12 protein-coding genes and 1 pseudogene are annotated in these 14,587 nt (G+C 59.5%); 8 read left to right on the top strand and 5 right to left on the bottom strand.

Translation table 11 applies throughout. The features are described from left to right. Positions 1-588: 588 nt before the first annotated feature. Together AC5SEM_RS18260 and AC5SEM_RS18255 are read left to right on the top strand one after the other, a co-directional pair. Positions 589-1,311 carry a response regulator gene (locus tag AC5SEM_RS18260; protein WP_116033307.1) on the top strand — a complete coding sequence of 241 codons (723 nt, stop codon included), beginning with the start codon at positions 589-591 and terminating at the stop codon, positions 1,309-1,311. Next, positions 1,308-2,919: pseudogene (locus AC5SEM_RS18255) on the top strand (ATP-binding protein). The gene AC5SEM_RS18260 and the pseudogene AC5SEM_RS18255 overlap by 4 nt, the downstream one beginning before the upstream one ends. A gap of 116 nt (positions 2,920-3,035) precedes the next feature. On the opposite strand, the gene AC5SEM_RS18250 reads toward AC5SEM_RS18255, so the two are convergent. Beyond that, positions 3,036-3,761, bottom strand: coding sequence for a 4'-phosphopantetheinyl transferase family protein (locus AC5SEM_RS18250; protein WP_495470972.1), 726 nt, complete (start codon positions 3,759-3,761; stop codon positions 3,036-3,038). A 138-nt stretch (positions 3,762-3,899) separates the two neighbouring features. Further along, a complete protein-coding gene (locus AC5SEM_RS18245) occupies positions 3,900-4,691 on the bottom strand; it encodes a dienelactone hydrolase family protein (RefSeq protein ID WP_495470971.1) in 792 nt (263 codons plus the stop codon). 144 nt (positions 4,692-4,835) lie between these two features. Here AC5SEM_RS18245 and AC5SEM_RS18240 point away from each other — a divergent pair, with 144 nt between their 5' ends. From AC5SEM_RS18240 to AC5SEM_RS18230, 3 genes are all read left to right on the top strand, one after another. Continuing rightward, the gene (locus tag AC5SEM_RS18240; RefSeq protein ID WP_123453372.1) at positions 4,836-5,441 is read left to right on the top strand and encodes a hypothetical protein; all 606 of its coding nucleotides are present in this window, start codon (positions 4,836-4,838) and stop codon (positions 5,439-5,441) included. Between the two features lie 151 nt (positions 5,442-5,592). After that, positions 5,593-6,270: a response regulator transcription factor gene (locus AC5SEM_RS18235; RefSeq protein ID WP_016987432.1), complete on the top strand. Its 678-nt coding sequence runs from the start codon at positions 5,593-5,595 to the stop codon at positions 6,268-6,270. Continuing rightward, positions 6,267-7,613 carry an ATP-binding protein gene (locus AC5SEM_RS18230; protein WP_116033317.1) on the top strand — a complete coding sequence of 449 codons (1,347 nt, stop codon included), beginning with the start codon at positions 6,267-6,269 and terminating at the stop codon, positions 7,611-7,613. The genes AC5SEM_RS18235 and AC5SEM_RS18230 overlap by 4 nt, the downstream gene beginning before the upstream one ends. Positions 7,614-8,061: 448 nt before the next feature. On the opposite strand, the gene AC5SEM_RS18225 is transcribed toward AC5SEM_RS18230, so the two are convergent. Next, the gene (locus AC5SEM_RS18225; RefSeq protein ID WP_495470970.1) at positions 8,062-9,060 is read right to left on the bottom strand and encodes an AraC family transcriptional regulator; all 999 of its coding nucleotides are present in this window, start codon (positions 9,058-9,060) and stop codon (positions 8,062-8,064) included. A 351-nt stretch (positions 9,061-9,411) separates the two neighbouring features. On the opposite strand from AC5SEM_RS18225, the gene AC5SEM_RS18220 reads away from it, so the two are divergent. Beyond that, complete coding sequence (locus AC5SEM_RS18220) at positions 9,412-10,746, top strand: dicarboxylate/amino acid:cation symporter (RefSeq protein ID WP_077574129.1); 1,335 nt, start codon at positions 9,412-9,414, stop codon at positions 10,744-10,746. Positions 10,747-10,889: 143 nt separating this feature from the next. Beyond that, positions 10,890-12,071, top strand: coding sequence for a CaiB/BaiF CoA transferase family protein (locus AC5SEM_RS18215; protein ID WP_495470969.1), 1,182 nt, complete (start codon positions 10,890-10,892; stop codon positions 12,069-12,071). Positions 12,072-12,181: 110 nt separating this feature from the next. Here AC5SEM_RS18215 and AC5SEM_RS18210 read toward each other — a convergent pair whose 3' ends face one another. Continuing rightward, positions 12,182-12,676: a SprT family zinc-dependent metalloprotease gene (locus tag AC5SEM_RS18210; protein WP_077574127.1), complete on the bottom strand. Its 495-nt coding sequence runs from the start codon at positions 12,674-12,676 to the stop codon at positions 12,182-12,184. 127 nt (positions 12,677-12,803) lie between these two features. Next, a complete protein-coding gene (locus AC5SEM_RS18205; protein WP_007917515.1) occupies positions 12,804-13,406 on the bottom strand; it encodes a Yip1 family protein in 603 nt (200 codons plus the stop codon). A gap of 289 nt (positions 13,407-13,695) precedes the next feature. On the opposite strand from AC5SEM_RS18205, the gene ttcA reads away from it, so the two are divergent. After that, positions 13,696-14,520, top strand: coding sequence for a tRNA 2-thiocytidine(32) synthetase TtcA (gene ttcA, locus AC5SEM_RS18200; protein ID WP_495470968.1), 825 nt, complete (start codon positions 13,696-13,698; stop codon positions 14,518-14,520). Positions 14,521-14,587 lie beyond the last annotated feature (67 nt).

Genomic DNA, 14,587 nt, shown 5'->3' with positions numbered 1-14,587 from the left:
TTGGGCTTTGAAAAACTTGCTTGGTTCAACCGGAAACCGGCAATAAATCGCTTGAGTTTCAGGTCTGAAATGTGGTTGGGCGTTTAAGTCAAAAACCCTATATGTAGGGTTTTTTTTTCGCCGTGCTACAAGATAATGCGTTTCGAGGGGTGTTGCAACGTACTACCTGTGGATAAACCTGTGCGTAAATTGTGTGTGAAACGAGGAACAAGCGTGTAGGCCGCGAACCTGCTGAGCTAGACCGTTTGTCTCCGTTTTTTCACCGGGAAAAACGCTTCAGCGGTTTTTTAAGGGCGCGAACCCTATCACAAAAAACTGCCGTCTCCGAACGCATTTACCGACTTGTGTTCTGGCTGTACGCCGTTTATACAATCGGCCCATGCACAGGCATTCTTATCCTCCCGAAACATGACAAAAGGACGGGAGGATCTGAAACTGTGGGAGCGAGCCTGCTCGCGAATGCGCTGTGTCATCTGACTCAGATGTTGGCTGATACGACGCCTTCGCGAGCAGGCTCGCTCCCACAGGGAAGTGTGTCGAGGCAGACGTTCCTCTTTTATCAATAACAATAGAAAGCAGAGGTCACCGGTGGAGCAACAAGCCTTTCAGGTATTGATCGTCGAGGATGACCAGCGACTGGCCGAACTGACGCGCGACTACCTGCAAGCCAATGGACTGCGCGTGGACATCGAAGGCAACGGTGCGCTGGCGGCGGCACGGATCATCAAGGAGCAGCCGGATCTGGTGATCCTTGACCTGATGCTGCCCGGCGAAGATGGCCTGAGCATTTGCCGCAAGGTGCGCAATCATTTCGATGGGCCGATTCTGATGCTCACCGCGCGCACCGACGATGCCGATCAGATCCAGGGGCTCGACCTCGGTGCCGACGATTACGTGTGCAAACCGGTGCGCCCGCGTCTGTTGCTGGCGCGCATTCAAGCGTTGCTGCGACGTAGCGACACACCTGAACCGGTCGCCGAAAAATCCCGTCGTCTGCAATTTGGTCCGTTGGTGGTCGACGACGCCTTGCGCGAGGCGTGGCTGAGTGACAATGGCATTGAACTGACCAGCGCCGAGTTCGATCTGTTATGGCTGCTGGTGTCCAACGCCGGGCGCATTCTGTCCCGCGAAGAAATCTTCACCGCCCTGCGCGGCATCGGCTATGACGGCCAGGACCGCTCGATCGATGTGCGCATTTCGCGCATTCGCCCGAAAATCGGTGACGACCCCGACCATCCACGCCTGATCAAGACCATTCGCAGCAAAGGTTATCTGTTCGTTCCCGAAGCCTGCGTAGACCTGCCGCTGTGAACTCGATCTTCCTGCGCATCTACGGCGGCATGTGCGCAGCGATCATTCTGGTGGCGGTGCTCGGGGTGCTGGCGCTGAACCTGCTCAACCAGGTGCGCAGCGAGCAGTACCGCGAACGTCTGGCCCACGGCACGTTCTCGCTGATGGCCGGCAACCTGCAGCCGATGAACGAAACCGAGCGTCATCGCGCGTTGCTGGTGTGGGAGCGTTTACTGGGGATTCCGCTGGCGCTGAAGAAATTTGCCGAAACCGACCTTGATCTGACCCAGCGCACCCGCGTGCAGCGTGGTCAGGCGTTGGTCGAGCAGACCGGACCGCACGCGGCGAAGGTCTATCGAATGGTCAGCGACAAAGAGCAACTGGTGCTGGTGGGGGAAGTGCAGCAGATCAGCGAACAACTGGCTCGCGCGACTATTTACCTGTTGGCCGATGAGCTCGTGCGCGTACCGGTCGGCGAGCAACCCAAGCGCCTCGCGCAGATAAAGGAAGAGAAAGGCTTCGGCTTTGATCTGCGCCTGGTCACGGTGAATGACGCCGACATGGACGAAGACCAGAGCCGCCGCGTGGCCGAAGGCGATACGGTAATGGCGCTGGGCAAGGGCGGCGATTCGATTCGCGTGTTTGCCGGCATGGTCGGCACGCCGTGGGTGCTGGAGATCGGCCCGCTGTATCAGATGAACCCGTACCCGCCGGAATGGCTGGTGCTGATTGCGGCACTTGGTCTGAGCCTGATCGGCCTTATCGTTTATCTGTTGGTGCGTCAGCTCGAACGCCGTTTGCGCGGCCTCGAAGCAGCGGCCACGCGGATTGCCAAGGGCAGCCTGGAAACCCGTGTGCCGGCGCGCGGTGCCGACTCGGTGGGGCGTCTGGCGTCGGCGTTCAACGGCATGGCCGAGCACTTGCAACAGTTGCTGGCGATCCAGCGCGAACTGGTGCGCGCGGTGTCCCACGAATTGCGCACGCCGGTGGCGCGCCTGCGTTTCGGCCTGGAAATGATCGGCTCGGCGACCACGCCGCAAGCGCTGGAGAAGTACCGCGAAGGCATGGATCACGACATCGAAGATCTCGATAAGCTGGTCGATGAAATGCTCACCTATGCGCGACTGGAGCAAGGTTCGCCGGCGCTGACCTTCCAGCGCATCGATCTGGATGCGCTGGTCAATCAGGTAATTGAAGAGCTGGCGCCGTTGCGCGCCGAGGTCACCGTGCAGCGGGGTTTGTGCCTGTCTGCTGCGGACAACGATGATGCCTGGGTCGAAGCCGAGCCACGCTATCTGCATCGAGCGCTGCAGAATCTGGTGAGCAACGCGATGCGCCATGCACGTTCGAACGTGACGGTGAGTTATCAGGTCGGGCAATTGCGCTGCCGCGTGGATGTCGAAGATGACGGGCCGGGCGTGCCGGAAGTGGCGTGGGAGCGGATTTTTACACCGTTTCTACGTCTGGACGACAGCCGCACACGGGCGTCGGGCGGGCATGGTCTGGGGTTGTCGATTGTGCGACGGATCATTCACTGGCATGACGGCCGGGCGATCATTGGCAAGAGCAAGAGTCTGGGGGGGGGCTTGTTTTAGCCTGAGTTGGCCGCGCAATCAGGAACGCCGGTAATTCTTGTGGTGGCCGCGATGCCGCCTTCGCGAGCAGGCTCGCTCCCTCAGGGGAATGCATTTCAAAATGTGGGAGCGAGCCTGCTCGCGAAGAGGCCTGAACAGGCGCTGAAGATTTCAGGCCTGAATGCTGACCAGACTCAACAACTGCCCATCCTGCACCCCGAACTGCGCCTCCAGTTCAGTGCCGTTGCGCCATTCGGCAGACAAGTCCGTCAACAAGCGCAACCGGACTTCACCGGCCTCAGTCCACTCCAGCACTTCAGCGTGCTCGAAATAAAAGCGCTGCTGCACAATCGGGTACAGCGCCTTGAACAAACTTTCTTTCACCGAAAACGTCAGCGTCACCCACAACGCCAACTGATCGCGCGAGGCGGCCGTCATGCGTTGCATTTCAGGTGGCGTCAGAATCTCCCCAGCCAAGCGCTCGGCGCGTTCGGTGTTGAGCAGGTTTTCCAGATCCATGCCCAAACCGCGCCAGTGCCTTTTGTTGGCGACAATTGCTGCCGCACGTCCGGTGCTGTGCGTGATCGAGCCGCAGATATGCGCGGGCCAGATCGGCGCGCGATCCTCGCCAATCGCTGGCACAACACTGCTGCCTTCCAGTTGCTCCAACGCCGCCCGGGCGCAAATTCGCCCGGCTAGAAACTCAGCCTGACGCTTGGCCACCGAACGCTGAATGCTTGGCGGTGCAACGACGGCACTGCGCTGAAAGTCATCGCCGAGCAGTCGGGTCGGGTCGAAATGGGTGCTGAGCAGCACGGTGTCGGGCAACACCGTCGGCAACGGCCAGTGGCTGTCGAGCGCGGTGCAGCAGGAGGGCAGGATGGGGGTGAGATTCATGGCGGGCATTTTGCCGGTTAGTCGGGCCGAGGTCGAGATAGCGGTGAAGCTATCGCGAGCAGGCTCACTCCTACAGGGGAACGCATTTCAATTGTAGGAGCGAGCCTGCTCGCGAAGGCCGCGCTGCGGTCTCTCTGATCAGCTGAAGATTTTCTGCAAGAACGCTTTCATGTCCGCCCAGGATTTTTCATCCGCTGCCTTGTTGTACCCGATGTCCGGGCCACCGTGCTCGCCATGGCTCAGGCGATCGGCATCCGGATTGGTGAAGCCATGCTTGGCGCCATCCAGACTGACAAATTTATAGTCAGCCCCGGCCTTGTCCATTTCTGCCTTGAACGCCGTGACGTTATCCGCCGTAACCATGCTGTCCAGTGCGCCATGCTCGACCAGAATCTTTGCTTTCACACTGCCGGGCGTCGCTGGGGTTTTGGTCGCTAGCGCACCGTGGAAACTCACCACGCCCGCCAATGGCTCACCTTGCCGCGCGGCGTTGAGCACCACGCCACCGCCGAAGCAGTAACCGATGGCGGCGATTTTGTTGGCGTCGGTCTGCGGCTGTTTCTTCAGCAAGTTCAGCCCTGCCTCGAAGCGCTTGCTGGAAGCCGCCGCATCCTGGGTCGCCGCCTGCATGAACGCCATCGCGTCTTTCGGGTGCTCGGTGTTCTTGCCTTCGCCGTACATATCGATCGCCAACGCGCTGTAGCCAAGTGCGGCGAGATCGCGTGCGCGGCGTTTGGCGTAATCGTTCAACCCCCACCATTCGTGCACAACGACGACGCCCGGACGCTTGCCTTTGATGGCGTCGTCGTAGGCGTAGTAGCCGATCAGTTTCGTGCCGTCGGCGCTCTGATAGGGGATTTCTTCAGTCTTGATCGCAGCCTGAGCAAGGCTGCTGACAGCCAGCAAGGTAAGGGCGAGGAACAGGCGCATGGTCGGGTCTCCTGACAGTAAAAGGTCAAAACAGCCTAGTTCATTTGGTTCAGGTCAGGTTCAGAGACGGTTCAGGGGCGGTACAGGGGAGGGTCAGTAACCTTGCGCCATACCCAAACAGCAACTGTGAAAGAGGAAATACCCATGACTCGTTTTAACAAACTGCTGCTGGCATTTACCCTGTTAGGCTCCAGCATCGCGGCCAATGCCGACGACACCAGCAACTTTGCCGGCCTGACGTTCGGCCAGACCAGCGACAAGATCGACAAGTCCCACGCACTCAACAACAACCTCGACCACCCGAACGCCACCGGCGCCATCGACGGTAACAACACCTACGGCGTGCGCCTCGGTCAGCAAAACAGCCAGGGCCGCTACTACGCCACCTACGACAACGTGTCGGGCTCGCACAATGGCATTAAACTGCGTCAGGAAAACCTGCTGGGCAGCTACGATCTGTTCTACCCGGTGGGCGGCAGCACCAAGTTGTTCGGCGGTGCCACGGCCGGTCTGACCAAGTTGACTCAGGACTCGCCAGGCTACAGCCGCGACAGTGACATCGGTTACGCCGTCGGCGGCCAGTTCGGTGTGTTGCAGCAAGTCTCGCAGAACACCTCGGTCGAACTCGGTTACCGTTACCTGATGAGCAACGCCAGCACCGAGATGAAAGAGAGCGGTGGCAGCAAGCAAGGTTCGCTGGACTTGAACAGCAGCGCGCAGACTTACCTGTCGGCTAACTACAATTTCTAAGGAGTTGCCAGCAGGTTCAATGTGGGAGCGAGCCTGCTCGCGAAAGCGGTGAATCAGTCGATCAATTTATCGACTGACACACAGCCTTCGCGAGCAGGCTCGCTCCCACAGGTGTGTTTTTGGAGATTCTGGATTTACCCGGGAGAGCGTTATGAAACTGTTGGTCGTCGAAGATGAAGCGCTGTTGCGCCATCACCTGCAAACCCGCCTGACGGAAAGCGGTCACGTGGTCGAGTCCGTGGCCAATGCCGAAGAGGCGCTGTACCAGACCGGACAGTTCAACTTTGACCTGGCGGTGATCGATCTCGGCCTGCCGGGCATGGGCGGTCTCGACCTGATTCGCCAATTGCGCGCGGGCGGCAAGACCTTCCCGATCCTGATCCTCACCGCGCGCGGCAACTGGCAGGACAAGGTCGAAGGCCTCGCCGCCGGCGCCGACGATTACGTGGTCAAGCCGTTCCAGTTCGAAGAACTCGATGCGCGCCTGAATGCCTTGCTGCGCCGCTCCAGCGGTTTCACCCAGTCGACCATCGTCGCCGGTCCGCTGCTGCTCGACCTCAATCGCAAACAGGCGACCCTTGACGAGCAACCGCTGGCGCTGACCGCCTACGAGTACCGCATCCTCGAATACCTCATGCGCCACCATCAACAAGTGGTGCCCAAGGATCGCTTGATGGAGCAGCTCTACCCGGACGACGACGAGCGCGATCCGAATGTCATCGAAGTGTTGGTCGGCCGTCTGCGCCGTAAACTCGAAGGCCCGGCCGGGTTCAAGCCGATTGATACCGTGCGCGGCCTCGGCTACCTGTTCAATGAGCGCTGCACTTGATTCGTTCCCTTCGCGTTCGCTTGATGCTCGCCGCCACCACGTTGGCGGTGTTGTTCATGCTCGCCTTGCTGCCGGCGATGCAAGGCGCGTTCAGCCTCGCGTTGCAGGACTCGATCGAGCAGCGCCTGGCTTCGGACGTGACCACGCTGATCTCAGCCGCGCGCATTGAAAACGGTCGGCTGGTGATGCCCAATCAGTTGCCGGATGAGCGCTTCAATCTCACCGACTTCCGATTGCTGGGCTACATCTACGACCGCGAAGGGCATCTGGTCTGGCGCTCGAAAGCCACCCAGGAAGAGCAGATCAACTACAAGCCGCGCTACGACGGCCTCGGTAACGAGTTTGCGCGGATCCGTGAAACCAATGGTCAGGAATTCTTCGTCTACGACGTCGAAGTGAAACTGCTCGGTGGCAAAAGCGCGGCGTTCAGCATCGTTGCCCTGCAACCGGTGCGCGAGTACGAAACCACCCTCGAAGGCCTGCGCGAAAATCTCTATCTGGGCTTCGGCGCTGCGTTGCTCGTGCTGTTGGCACTGTTGTGGATCGGCCTGACCTGGGGCCTCAAAGCCTTGCGCCGGCTCAGTCAGGAACTCGACGAAATCGAAGGTGGCACCCGTGAAAGCCTCACCGAACAACATCCGCGCGAGTTGCTGCGCCTGACCGGCTCGCTCAACCGTTTGCTGCACAGTGAACGCCAGCAACGTAGTCGTTATCGCGATTCTCTCGATGATCTGGCGCACAGCTTGAAAACGCCGTTGGCGGTACTGCAAGGGGTTAGCGAGGACATGGCCCAGCGTCCCGAAGAACGCGATCAAGCGTGGGTGCTGCAGAGTCAGATCGAACGCATGAGCCAGCAGATCAGCTATCAACTGCAACGGGCCAGCTTGCGCAAAAGCGGACTGGTGCGCCACCAGGTGCGCCTGCAACCAGTGCTGAAAAGCCTCTGCGACACCCTCGACAAGGTGTACCGCGACAAGCATGTGCGCGTGGCATTCGATCTGCCTGAGCACTGTTATGTGCCGATCGAGCAGGGGGCGTTGCTGGAGATGCTGGGCAACTTGCTGGAGAACGCTTATCGCCTGTGTCTGGGCGAAGTGCGCATCAGCGTGCGCGAGACGCTGGCCGGGATCGAACTGTGCGTTGAAGATGACGGCCCGGGCGTGCCGCCGGATCAGCGTGCGCGGATTCTCGAGCGCGGTGAGCGACTGGATGCCCAACATCCGGGGCAGGGCATCGGGTTGGCGGTGGTCAAGGACATTATTGAAAGCTACAACGCCAAACTGGCGTTGGGCGACTCGCCGATGGGTGGGGCGGCGTTCAGGATTCATTTTCCTGCGGTGTGATCGGGAGTTGCCCTCACCCTAACCCTCTCCCAGAGGTAGAGGGGACTGACCGAAGTGTCTTGCGAAAATGATCGACCTGAGCGATTTGCAGCGAATATGGATTCAATAGAGAGCTTGCAGGTCGGCGTACATCTTGAACATCCCCCAATCAGTCCCCTCTCCCTCCGGGAGAGGGTTAGGGTGAGGGGCTTTTGATTTATCGCCTCATTGCTCCTGCGCCCGATAAGCCCCCGGCGTCAGCCCCGTCCACTTCCTGAACGCCCGATGAAACGCCGATCCTGAGGGTGTCTGGCGTTCTACATCGACCTGAAATAGCCAGTCGATTATGGATTCAGTAGCGAGCGTTCAGGTCGGCGTACATCTTGAGCAACCCCCAATCAGTCCCCTCTCCCTCCGGGCGGTCCGACGTTTCGGGAGGGTTAGGGTGAGGGGTTTTTGATTTAGCGCCTCACTGCTCCTGCGCCCGATAAGCCCCCGGCGTCAGCCCCGTCCACTTCTTGAACGCCCGATGAAACGCCGACGGTTCGGAAAATCCCAACTGCTCGGCAATCTGCTGCAACGACAGCTCCGCCCGGCCTAAATGATAAATGGCGATATCCCGCCGCAACTGATCCTTCAACTCCTGAAAACTCGTGCCTTCCTCACGCAAATGCCGGCGCAGGGTTTGCGGGCTGATGTGCATATGTGCCGCCACCGCTTCCAGATCCGGCCAGTTCGCACTGTCACGACTGAGCAAACGACGCAGGCGGCTGCTCAGGCTGTCGCCGTCGTCCGGGCGTGAGAGCAGGTCGGCGGGCGAGCGTTCGAGGAAATGTTTGAGCGTGCGTTCGTCCTGCAACAGCGGCATAGACAGATAGCGACTGTGAAACAACAGGCTGCTCTGCTCAGTGCCGAAGGTCATGGGGCAGGGGAACAGCAGGTCGTATTCGGCACCATGTTCGGGGCGCGGATAGCTGAAAGTCGCCTGTTCAAGGCGAATCCGCTGGCCAATCAGCCAACTACCGAGGCGATGCCAGATCACTAGCAGGCTTTCAGTGAGAAAGTGATCCGGGTCCCACATCTGCGAATCATCGAGGCTCAAACGCACCCATTCGTCTTCGCGCGTCAGGCTCAGGCGCGGGGCTTCGGGGAATAGGCTATAAAACAATAAACCGCGTTGCAGTGCCTTCTCCAGATTGCGGCAGTGAATCGAGGCATGGCACATCATCGCGAAACTGCCGGGCTTGCTCGGGGCGTTGCCGAAACCCAGGTATTCGTCGTCCAGCGCCAGCCACAGGCCCTGAATCAATCGGGTGAATTGTTCCGGAGCAATGCGCGCACGCGGCTCATCGAGCAATTCAGGGCTGATGCCCAGTTGCAGCAGCAGGCCCGAGTAATCGAAACCCACGCGGCGTGCGCCGCCGAGGGCGGCACGGGCAAAATGACTGGCGATGGTGCGTTCGCGCATAAGCGGCAGATCCTTCCTCAGGCGCCGGATGGTAGCCGGCGGCTGGACACGCCTACAAGGCGGATTTCCGCCAAATTGTAGGACGAGAAGCGGCGAGTTGGCGGAAATCCGCCACACTTGAGTAACCGGATGGTGACATCCATGCACCTGTGATCCCTGATATCAAAAGGCTTGCAGGCAATCGCACCAAAGTGGCACGACGTTTGCGATACAAGCCACAGAAGCGTGCGTTTGGCCCAGATGGAAAACGCTGCTCCAACAACAAATCCCTCCAGTGCAGGAGGGTTCGCAATTCAGGTTTCGCGGTCAACAGATGGATGTTGCCACGCGAGGCTCTTGAGGAAATCTGCAATGACGACTCGTCAGCCACTGTACAAATCCCTGTATTTCCAGGTGATCATCGCAATCATCATCGGTATTGCGCTTGGTCATTACTACCCGCAGTTCGGTGTCGCGGTTAAGCCACTGGGTGACGGGTTCATCAAGCTGATCAAAATGATCATCGCTCCGATCATCTTCTGCACCGTGGTCAGCGGTATCGCCGGCATGCAGAACATGAAGTCGGTCGGCAAGACCGGCGGTTACGCACTCCTGTACTTCGAAATCGTTTCGACCATCGCGCTGCTGGTCGGTCTGGTCGTGGTCAACGTTGTGCAACCGGGCAACGGCATGCACATCGACGTCGCCACCCTCGACGCTTCGAAAGTCGCTTCTTATGTAGCGGCTGGCGCTGACCAAAGCGTTGTCGGTTTCCTGCTGAACGTGATCCCGACCACCATCGTCGGCGCGTTCGCCACCGGTGACATCCTGCAAGTGCTGATGTTCTCGGTGATCTTCGGTTTCGCCCTGCATCGCCTGGGCGCCTACGGCAAGCCGATCCTCGACTTCATCGATCGCTTCGCCCACGTCATGTTCAACATCATCAACATGATCATGAAGCTCGCGCCAATCGGTGCCTTCGGTGCAATGGCATTCACCATCGGTGCCTACGGTGTTGGTTCGCTGGTGCAGCTGGGTCAACTGATGATCTGCTTCTACATCACTTGCCTGGCGTTCATCCTCATCGTCCTTGGCGGTATCGCCCGCATGCACGGCTTCAGCGTGCTGAAGATGATCCGTTACATCCGTGAAGAGCTGCTGATCGTCCTCGGCACGTCCTCGTCGGAATCGGTACTGCCACGCATGCTGATCAAGATGGAGCGTCTGGGCGCGAAGAAATCGGTAGTGGGTCTGGTGATCCCGACCGGTTACTCGTTCAACCTCGACGGTACCGCGATCTACCTGACCATGGCCGCCGTGTTCATTGCTCAGGCCACCGACACGCACATGGACATCACTCACCAGATCACTCTGCTGGTAGTGTTGCTGCTGTCCTCCAAAGGCGCGGCGGGTGTAACCGGTTCGGGCTTCATTGTGCTGGCAGCGACCCTGTCGGCGGTAGGTCACCTGCCAGTGGCCGGTCTGGCGCTGATCCTCGGTATCGACCGCTTCATGTCCGAAGCACGCGCCCTGACCAACCTCGTTGGTAACGCAGTAGCGACCATCGTGGTTGCCAAGTGGGTGAAAGAGCTGGACACCGACACGCTGCAAACCGAGCTGGCCTCGGGCGGTCGTGGTATCGCTGATACCCGTCCGGAAGATGACCTGGGTGTGGCTGAAGGCCCGACGCCTAGCAGCGTCAAGTAACCCTCGCTTCATGAAAAACCCGCTTCGGCGGGTTTTTTCTTGCCTGCTGTTTGAGCGTAACGGTCACACCCGCTGACATTTGCGGTGATTGCCGTGCGCGGCATCGCTGCCTAGGCTGAGTGCATCGCTTAAGGAGTTCGCCCATGTCCGCACCGCTGGCCTCACTGAAAATTCTCGATTTCTCGACGCTGCTGCCGGGGCCGTTTGCCTCGTTGTTGCTGGCGGACATGGGCGCCGAGGTGTTGCGCATCGAGTCACCGACGCGCCTGGACCTGCTGCGCGTTTTGCCGCCGCATGATGGCGGAGTCTCGGCCAGTCACGCCTACCTCAATCGCAACAAGCGCAGCCTGGCGCTGGATCTGAAACAGCCTGAAGCCGTGGAAGTGGTCAAGCAGTTGCTGGCCGATTACGACATCGTCCTCGAGCAGTTTCGCCCCGGTGTGATGGAGCGTCTGGGCTTGGGTTATGAAGCGCTGAAGGCGATCAACCCGAAGCTGATTTATGTGTCGATCACTGGTTACGGCCAGACCGGGCCGTACAAGGATCGCGCCGGGCATGACATCAATTATCTGGCGCTGGCCGGGCTTTCCAGTTACACCGGCCGCGCCGACAGCGGGCCGTTGCCGCTGGGCATGCAAGTGGCGGATGTCGCCGGTGGTTCGTTGCACGGGGTGATCGGCTTGTTGGCAGCGGTGATTGCGCGGCAGCAGAGCGGGCAGGGCACGCATCTGGATGTGAGCATGACCGATTGCGCGTTCAGCCTGAATGCCATGGTGGGGGCGGGGTATCTGGCGTGCGGCGAAGAGCCGGAGTGGGAAGACCAGATGCTCAACGGCGGCAGCTTCTACGATTATTACCGCTCTCGCGATGGCCGCTGGATGTCGGTAGGCAGTCTGGAACCGGGGTTCATGCAGCAACTTTGTACGGCGTTGGGCCGGCCGGAGTTGGCGGCGCAGGGCTTGTCCTCAAAGCCTGAGCAGCAGCGGGCGTTGAAATACGCGCTGACGGTCGAGTTTGAAAAGCATGACTTTGCTGAATTGTGCGAGATGTTTGCCGGGATCGATGCGTGTGTCGAGCCGGTGTTGAGCCTGGGTGAGGCGGTGCGCCATCCGCAATTGCAGGCTCGGGAACTGGTGACGCAGGTGCCGCGTGATGATGGCACGACGCAGGCGCAGATGGCCTGTCCGTTGAAGTTTTCCGAGGCGTTGCCGGCGCCGCGGCATGTTGGCGCGGTGTTGGGGCAGCATACGGATCAGGTGTTGGGGGAGTTGGGGCTTAGTGCTGAGCGGATTGCTGAATTGCGGCGGGCCAAGGTAATTCTCTAGTGCTTGTACAGGCCCCATCGCGAGCAGGCTCACTCCTACAGGGGAACGCATTCCAAATGTAGGAGTGAGCCTGCTCGCGAAGGGGCCAGCCAAGGCACTGCAAATCCGGGTTATTCCACCCGCATCTCACCACTGAACACCAAGGTACTCCGGCAGCTACGACACAAATACCGCCGCCCCTGCCGCACCAGACTATGGCGCTGCGCCGAAAACGGGAAATCGCTGTCGGCGCACGGGCATTTGTAGATATAGCGGGTCACGCTGCGGCGTTTGATTGCATAGGTGTGGCAGCGATCCGGCGGCAGTTCGTAAACCCCGCGCATGATCAGTTGCCACTCTTCGCCATGCGGCTGGATACGGTCGCCAAACAACTGATGGGCGATCAGGTGCGCGACTTCGTGGGCCACGGTCTGCTTGAGGAAGTGTTCGGCGTTTTCCCGGTACAGCTGCGGATTGAAGCGCAGCAGGTTCTCGTGCAGATGCGCGACACCGGCTTTTTGCCCGCGCAGCTTGAGGCTGACAACAGGACGAGGGAATGAACGTTTGAAAAAGGATTCTGCGAGTTGGTAACAGTCTTCGACGCGGGTATTGAGTTGCTCGGGCATGCTTGATGGATCTCCAGAGGCGTCGAGTATGCCGCAACGCCGCAGACTTGCGAATCATCGAGCTGCCGAATGGTCATCCGCCAAACGACAAGGCCGCCTTGCGGCGGCCTGTATTCAGCCTGTCGAGTCAGTTCGTGTAAACGGGCCCTACGCCCAGCCCCCAGACAATCACGGTAAACGCCATGATGGCGACCAGCACCACCAGACCCACCGCCAGCACCGAGCTCGAGAACAGAAAACCCTCGTCCGACGGAATATTCATGAACGTCGGCAGACCCACATACAGCAGATAAACCGTGTAACAGATGGCCGCCGTGCCGACGATCATCCCCAGCCACATATGCGGATACAGCGCTGCCAGCCCACCGACAAACAACGGTGTCGCCGTGTAAGTGGCGAAGGCCACGCAACGGGCAAGGCTTGGATTGGCGTCATAGGTGCGCGCCATCCAGTGCACGAACGCGCCCATCACCGCGACGCCGCCGAGCATCGCCAGGTACGACATGACGGTCATCCAGATTGCGCTTTCGACGGTGAGCATCACCGGTGCGCGGTTGCCGATCACCCAGCCGACCTGAGTCGTGCCGATAAACGCCGAGACAGCGGGGATCGCCGCCAGAATCAGCGTGTGGGTGAGGTACATGTGGCTGATGCTTTCCTCTTGGTCGCCACGGATTTCCTTCCATTCCTGATCGGGGTGGGTAAAAAGTCCCACTACGTGATGGATCATGCCAGTCACTCCTCTTGTTATTGCCATCGCCCCCCAACGGAGCGCCTACGGGCCAAGGTGGCCGAGCAAATACAGGTCTTCAGATTGTGTGCGACCTTATGTCGCAGTATAGAAAGGTCTTACCCGCACAGGTATTGGGGGCTTAGAGCAAATCGCGCTGTAAACAGGGCGGGTAATCGCCTCGGGGTCTGTTAACCCGTTGTCGGCTGACCGCGACAACCTGTGCCCACAACGCCGGGGTTTTTGCGTAAAATGCCGGCCTTTCGTCACACCTCACGGATTTCGCGTCATGGGCACTCTTACGGTCAACCAGAACAAACTGCAAAAGCGCCTGCGCCGCCTGGCCGGCGAGGCGGTCGCCGATTTCAACATGATTGAAGATGGCGACAAGGTCATGGTCTGCCTGTCCGGGGGCAAGGACAGCTACACCATGCTCGACGTGCTGCTGCACCTGCAGAAGGTTGCCCCGATCCAGTTCGAGATCGTCGCGGTGAACATGGACCAGAAGCAACCGGGCTTCCCCGAACACGTGCTGCCGGCCTATCTGAAAGAGCTGGGCGTCGAGTACCACATCGTCGAGAAAGACACCTACTCGGTGGTCAAGGAGCTGATCCCGGAAGGCAAGACCACCTGCTCGCTGTGCTCGCGCCTGCGTCGCGGCACGCTGTACACCTTTGCCGACGAAATTGGCGCGACCAAAATGGCCCTCGGTCACCACCGCGACGACATCGTCGAGACGTTCTTCCTCAACATGTTCTTCAATGGCAGCCTCAAGGCGATGCCGCCGAAGCTGCGTGCCGATGACGGTCGCAACGTGGTGATCCGTCCACTGGCGTACTGCAACGAGAAAGACATTCAGGCGTATTCGGACCTCAAGGAATTCCCGATCATCCCGTGCAACCTCTGCGGTTCGCAGGAAAACCTGCAGCGTCAGGTGGTCAAGGAAATGCTGCTGGACTGGGAGCGCAAGACCCCGGGCCGCACCGAAAGCATCTTCCGCAGTCTGCAGAACGTGATCCCGTCGCAACTGGCCGACCGCAACCTGTTCGACTTCACCAGCCTGAAAATCGACGAGACCGCGGCTTCGCGCTTCGTTAACGTCGTCAATTTGTAAACACCTTCAAATGTGGGAGCGAGCCTGCTCGCGAAAGCGGTGTTTCATTCAACTGATTTGTTGACTG

Source organism: Pseudomonas sp. CH61, from assembly GCF_059429415.1.
This window is presented reverse-complemented; position numbering and strand designations above follow the sequence as displayed.

Excerpts from the sequence above, each read along its gene's own strand:
- AC5SEM_RS18220 (WP_077574129.1), top strand. The coding sequence starts at position 9,412 with ATGACGACTCGTCAGCCACTGTACAAATCCCTGTATTTCCAGGTGATC.
- AC5SEM_RS18205 (WP_007917515.1), bottom strand. The coding sequence starts at position 13,406 with ATGATCCATCACGTAGTGGGACTTTTTACCCACCCCGATCAGGAATGG.
- AC5SEM_RS18215 (WP_495470969.1), top strand. The coding sequence starts at position 10,890 with ATGTCCGCACCGCTGGCCTCACTGAAAATTCTCGATTTCTCGACGCTG.
- AC5SEM_RS18210 (WP_077574127.1), bottom strand. The coding sequence starts at position 12,676 with ATGCCCGAGCAACTCAATACCCGCGTCGAAGACTGTTACCAACTCGCA.
- AC5SEM_RS18250 (WP_495470972.1), bottom strand. The coding sequence starts at position 3,761 with ATGAATCTCACCCCCATCCTGCCCTCCTGCTGCACCGCGCTCGACAGC.
- ttcA (WP_495470968.1), top strand. The coding sequence starts at position 13,696 with ATGGGCACTCTTACGGTCAACCAGAACAAACTGCAAAAGCGCCTGCGC.
- AC5SEM_RS18225 (WP_495470970.1), bottom strand. The coding sequence starts at position 9,060 with ATGCGCGAACGCACCATCGCCAGTCATTTTGCCCGTGCCGCCCTCGGC.
- AC5SEM_RS18235 (WP_016987432.1), top strand. The coding sequence starts at position 5,593 with ATGAAACTGTTGGTCGTCGAAGATGAAGCGCTGTTGCGCCATCACCTG.
- AC5SEM_RS18245 (WP_495470971.1), bottom strand. The coding sequence starts at position 4,691 with ATGCGCCTGTTCCTCGCCCTTACCTTGCTGGCTGTCAGCAGCCTTGCT.
- AC5SEM_RS18240 (WP_123453372.1), top strand. The coding sequence starts at position 4,836 with ATGACTCGTTTTAACAAACTGCTGCTGGCATTTACCCTGTTAGGCTCC.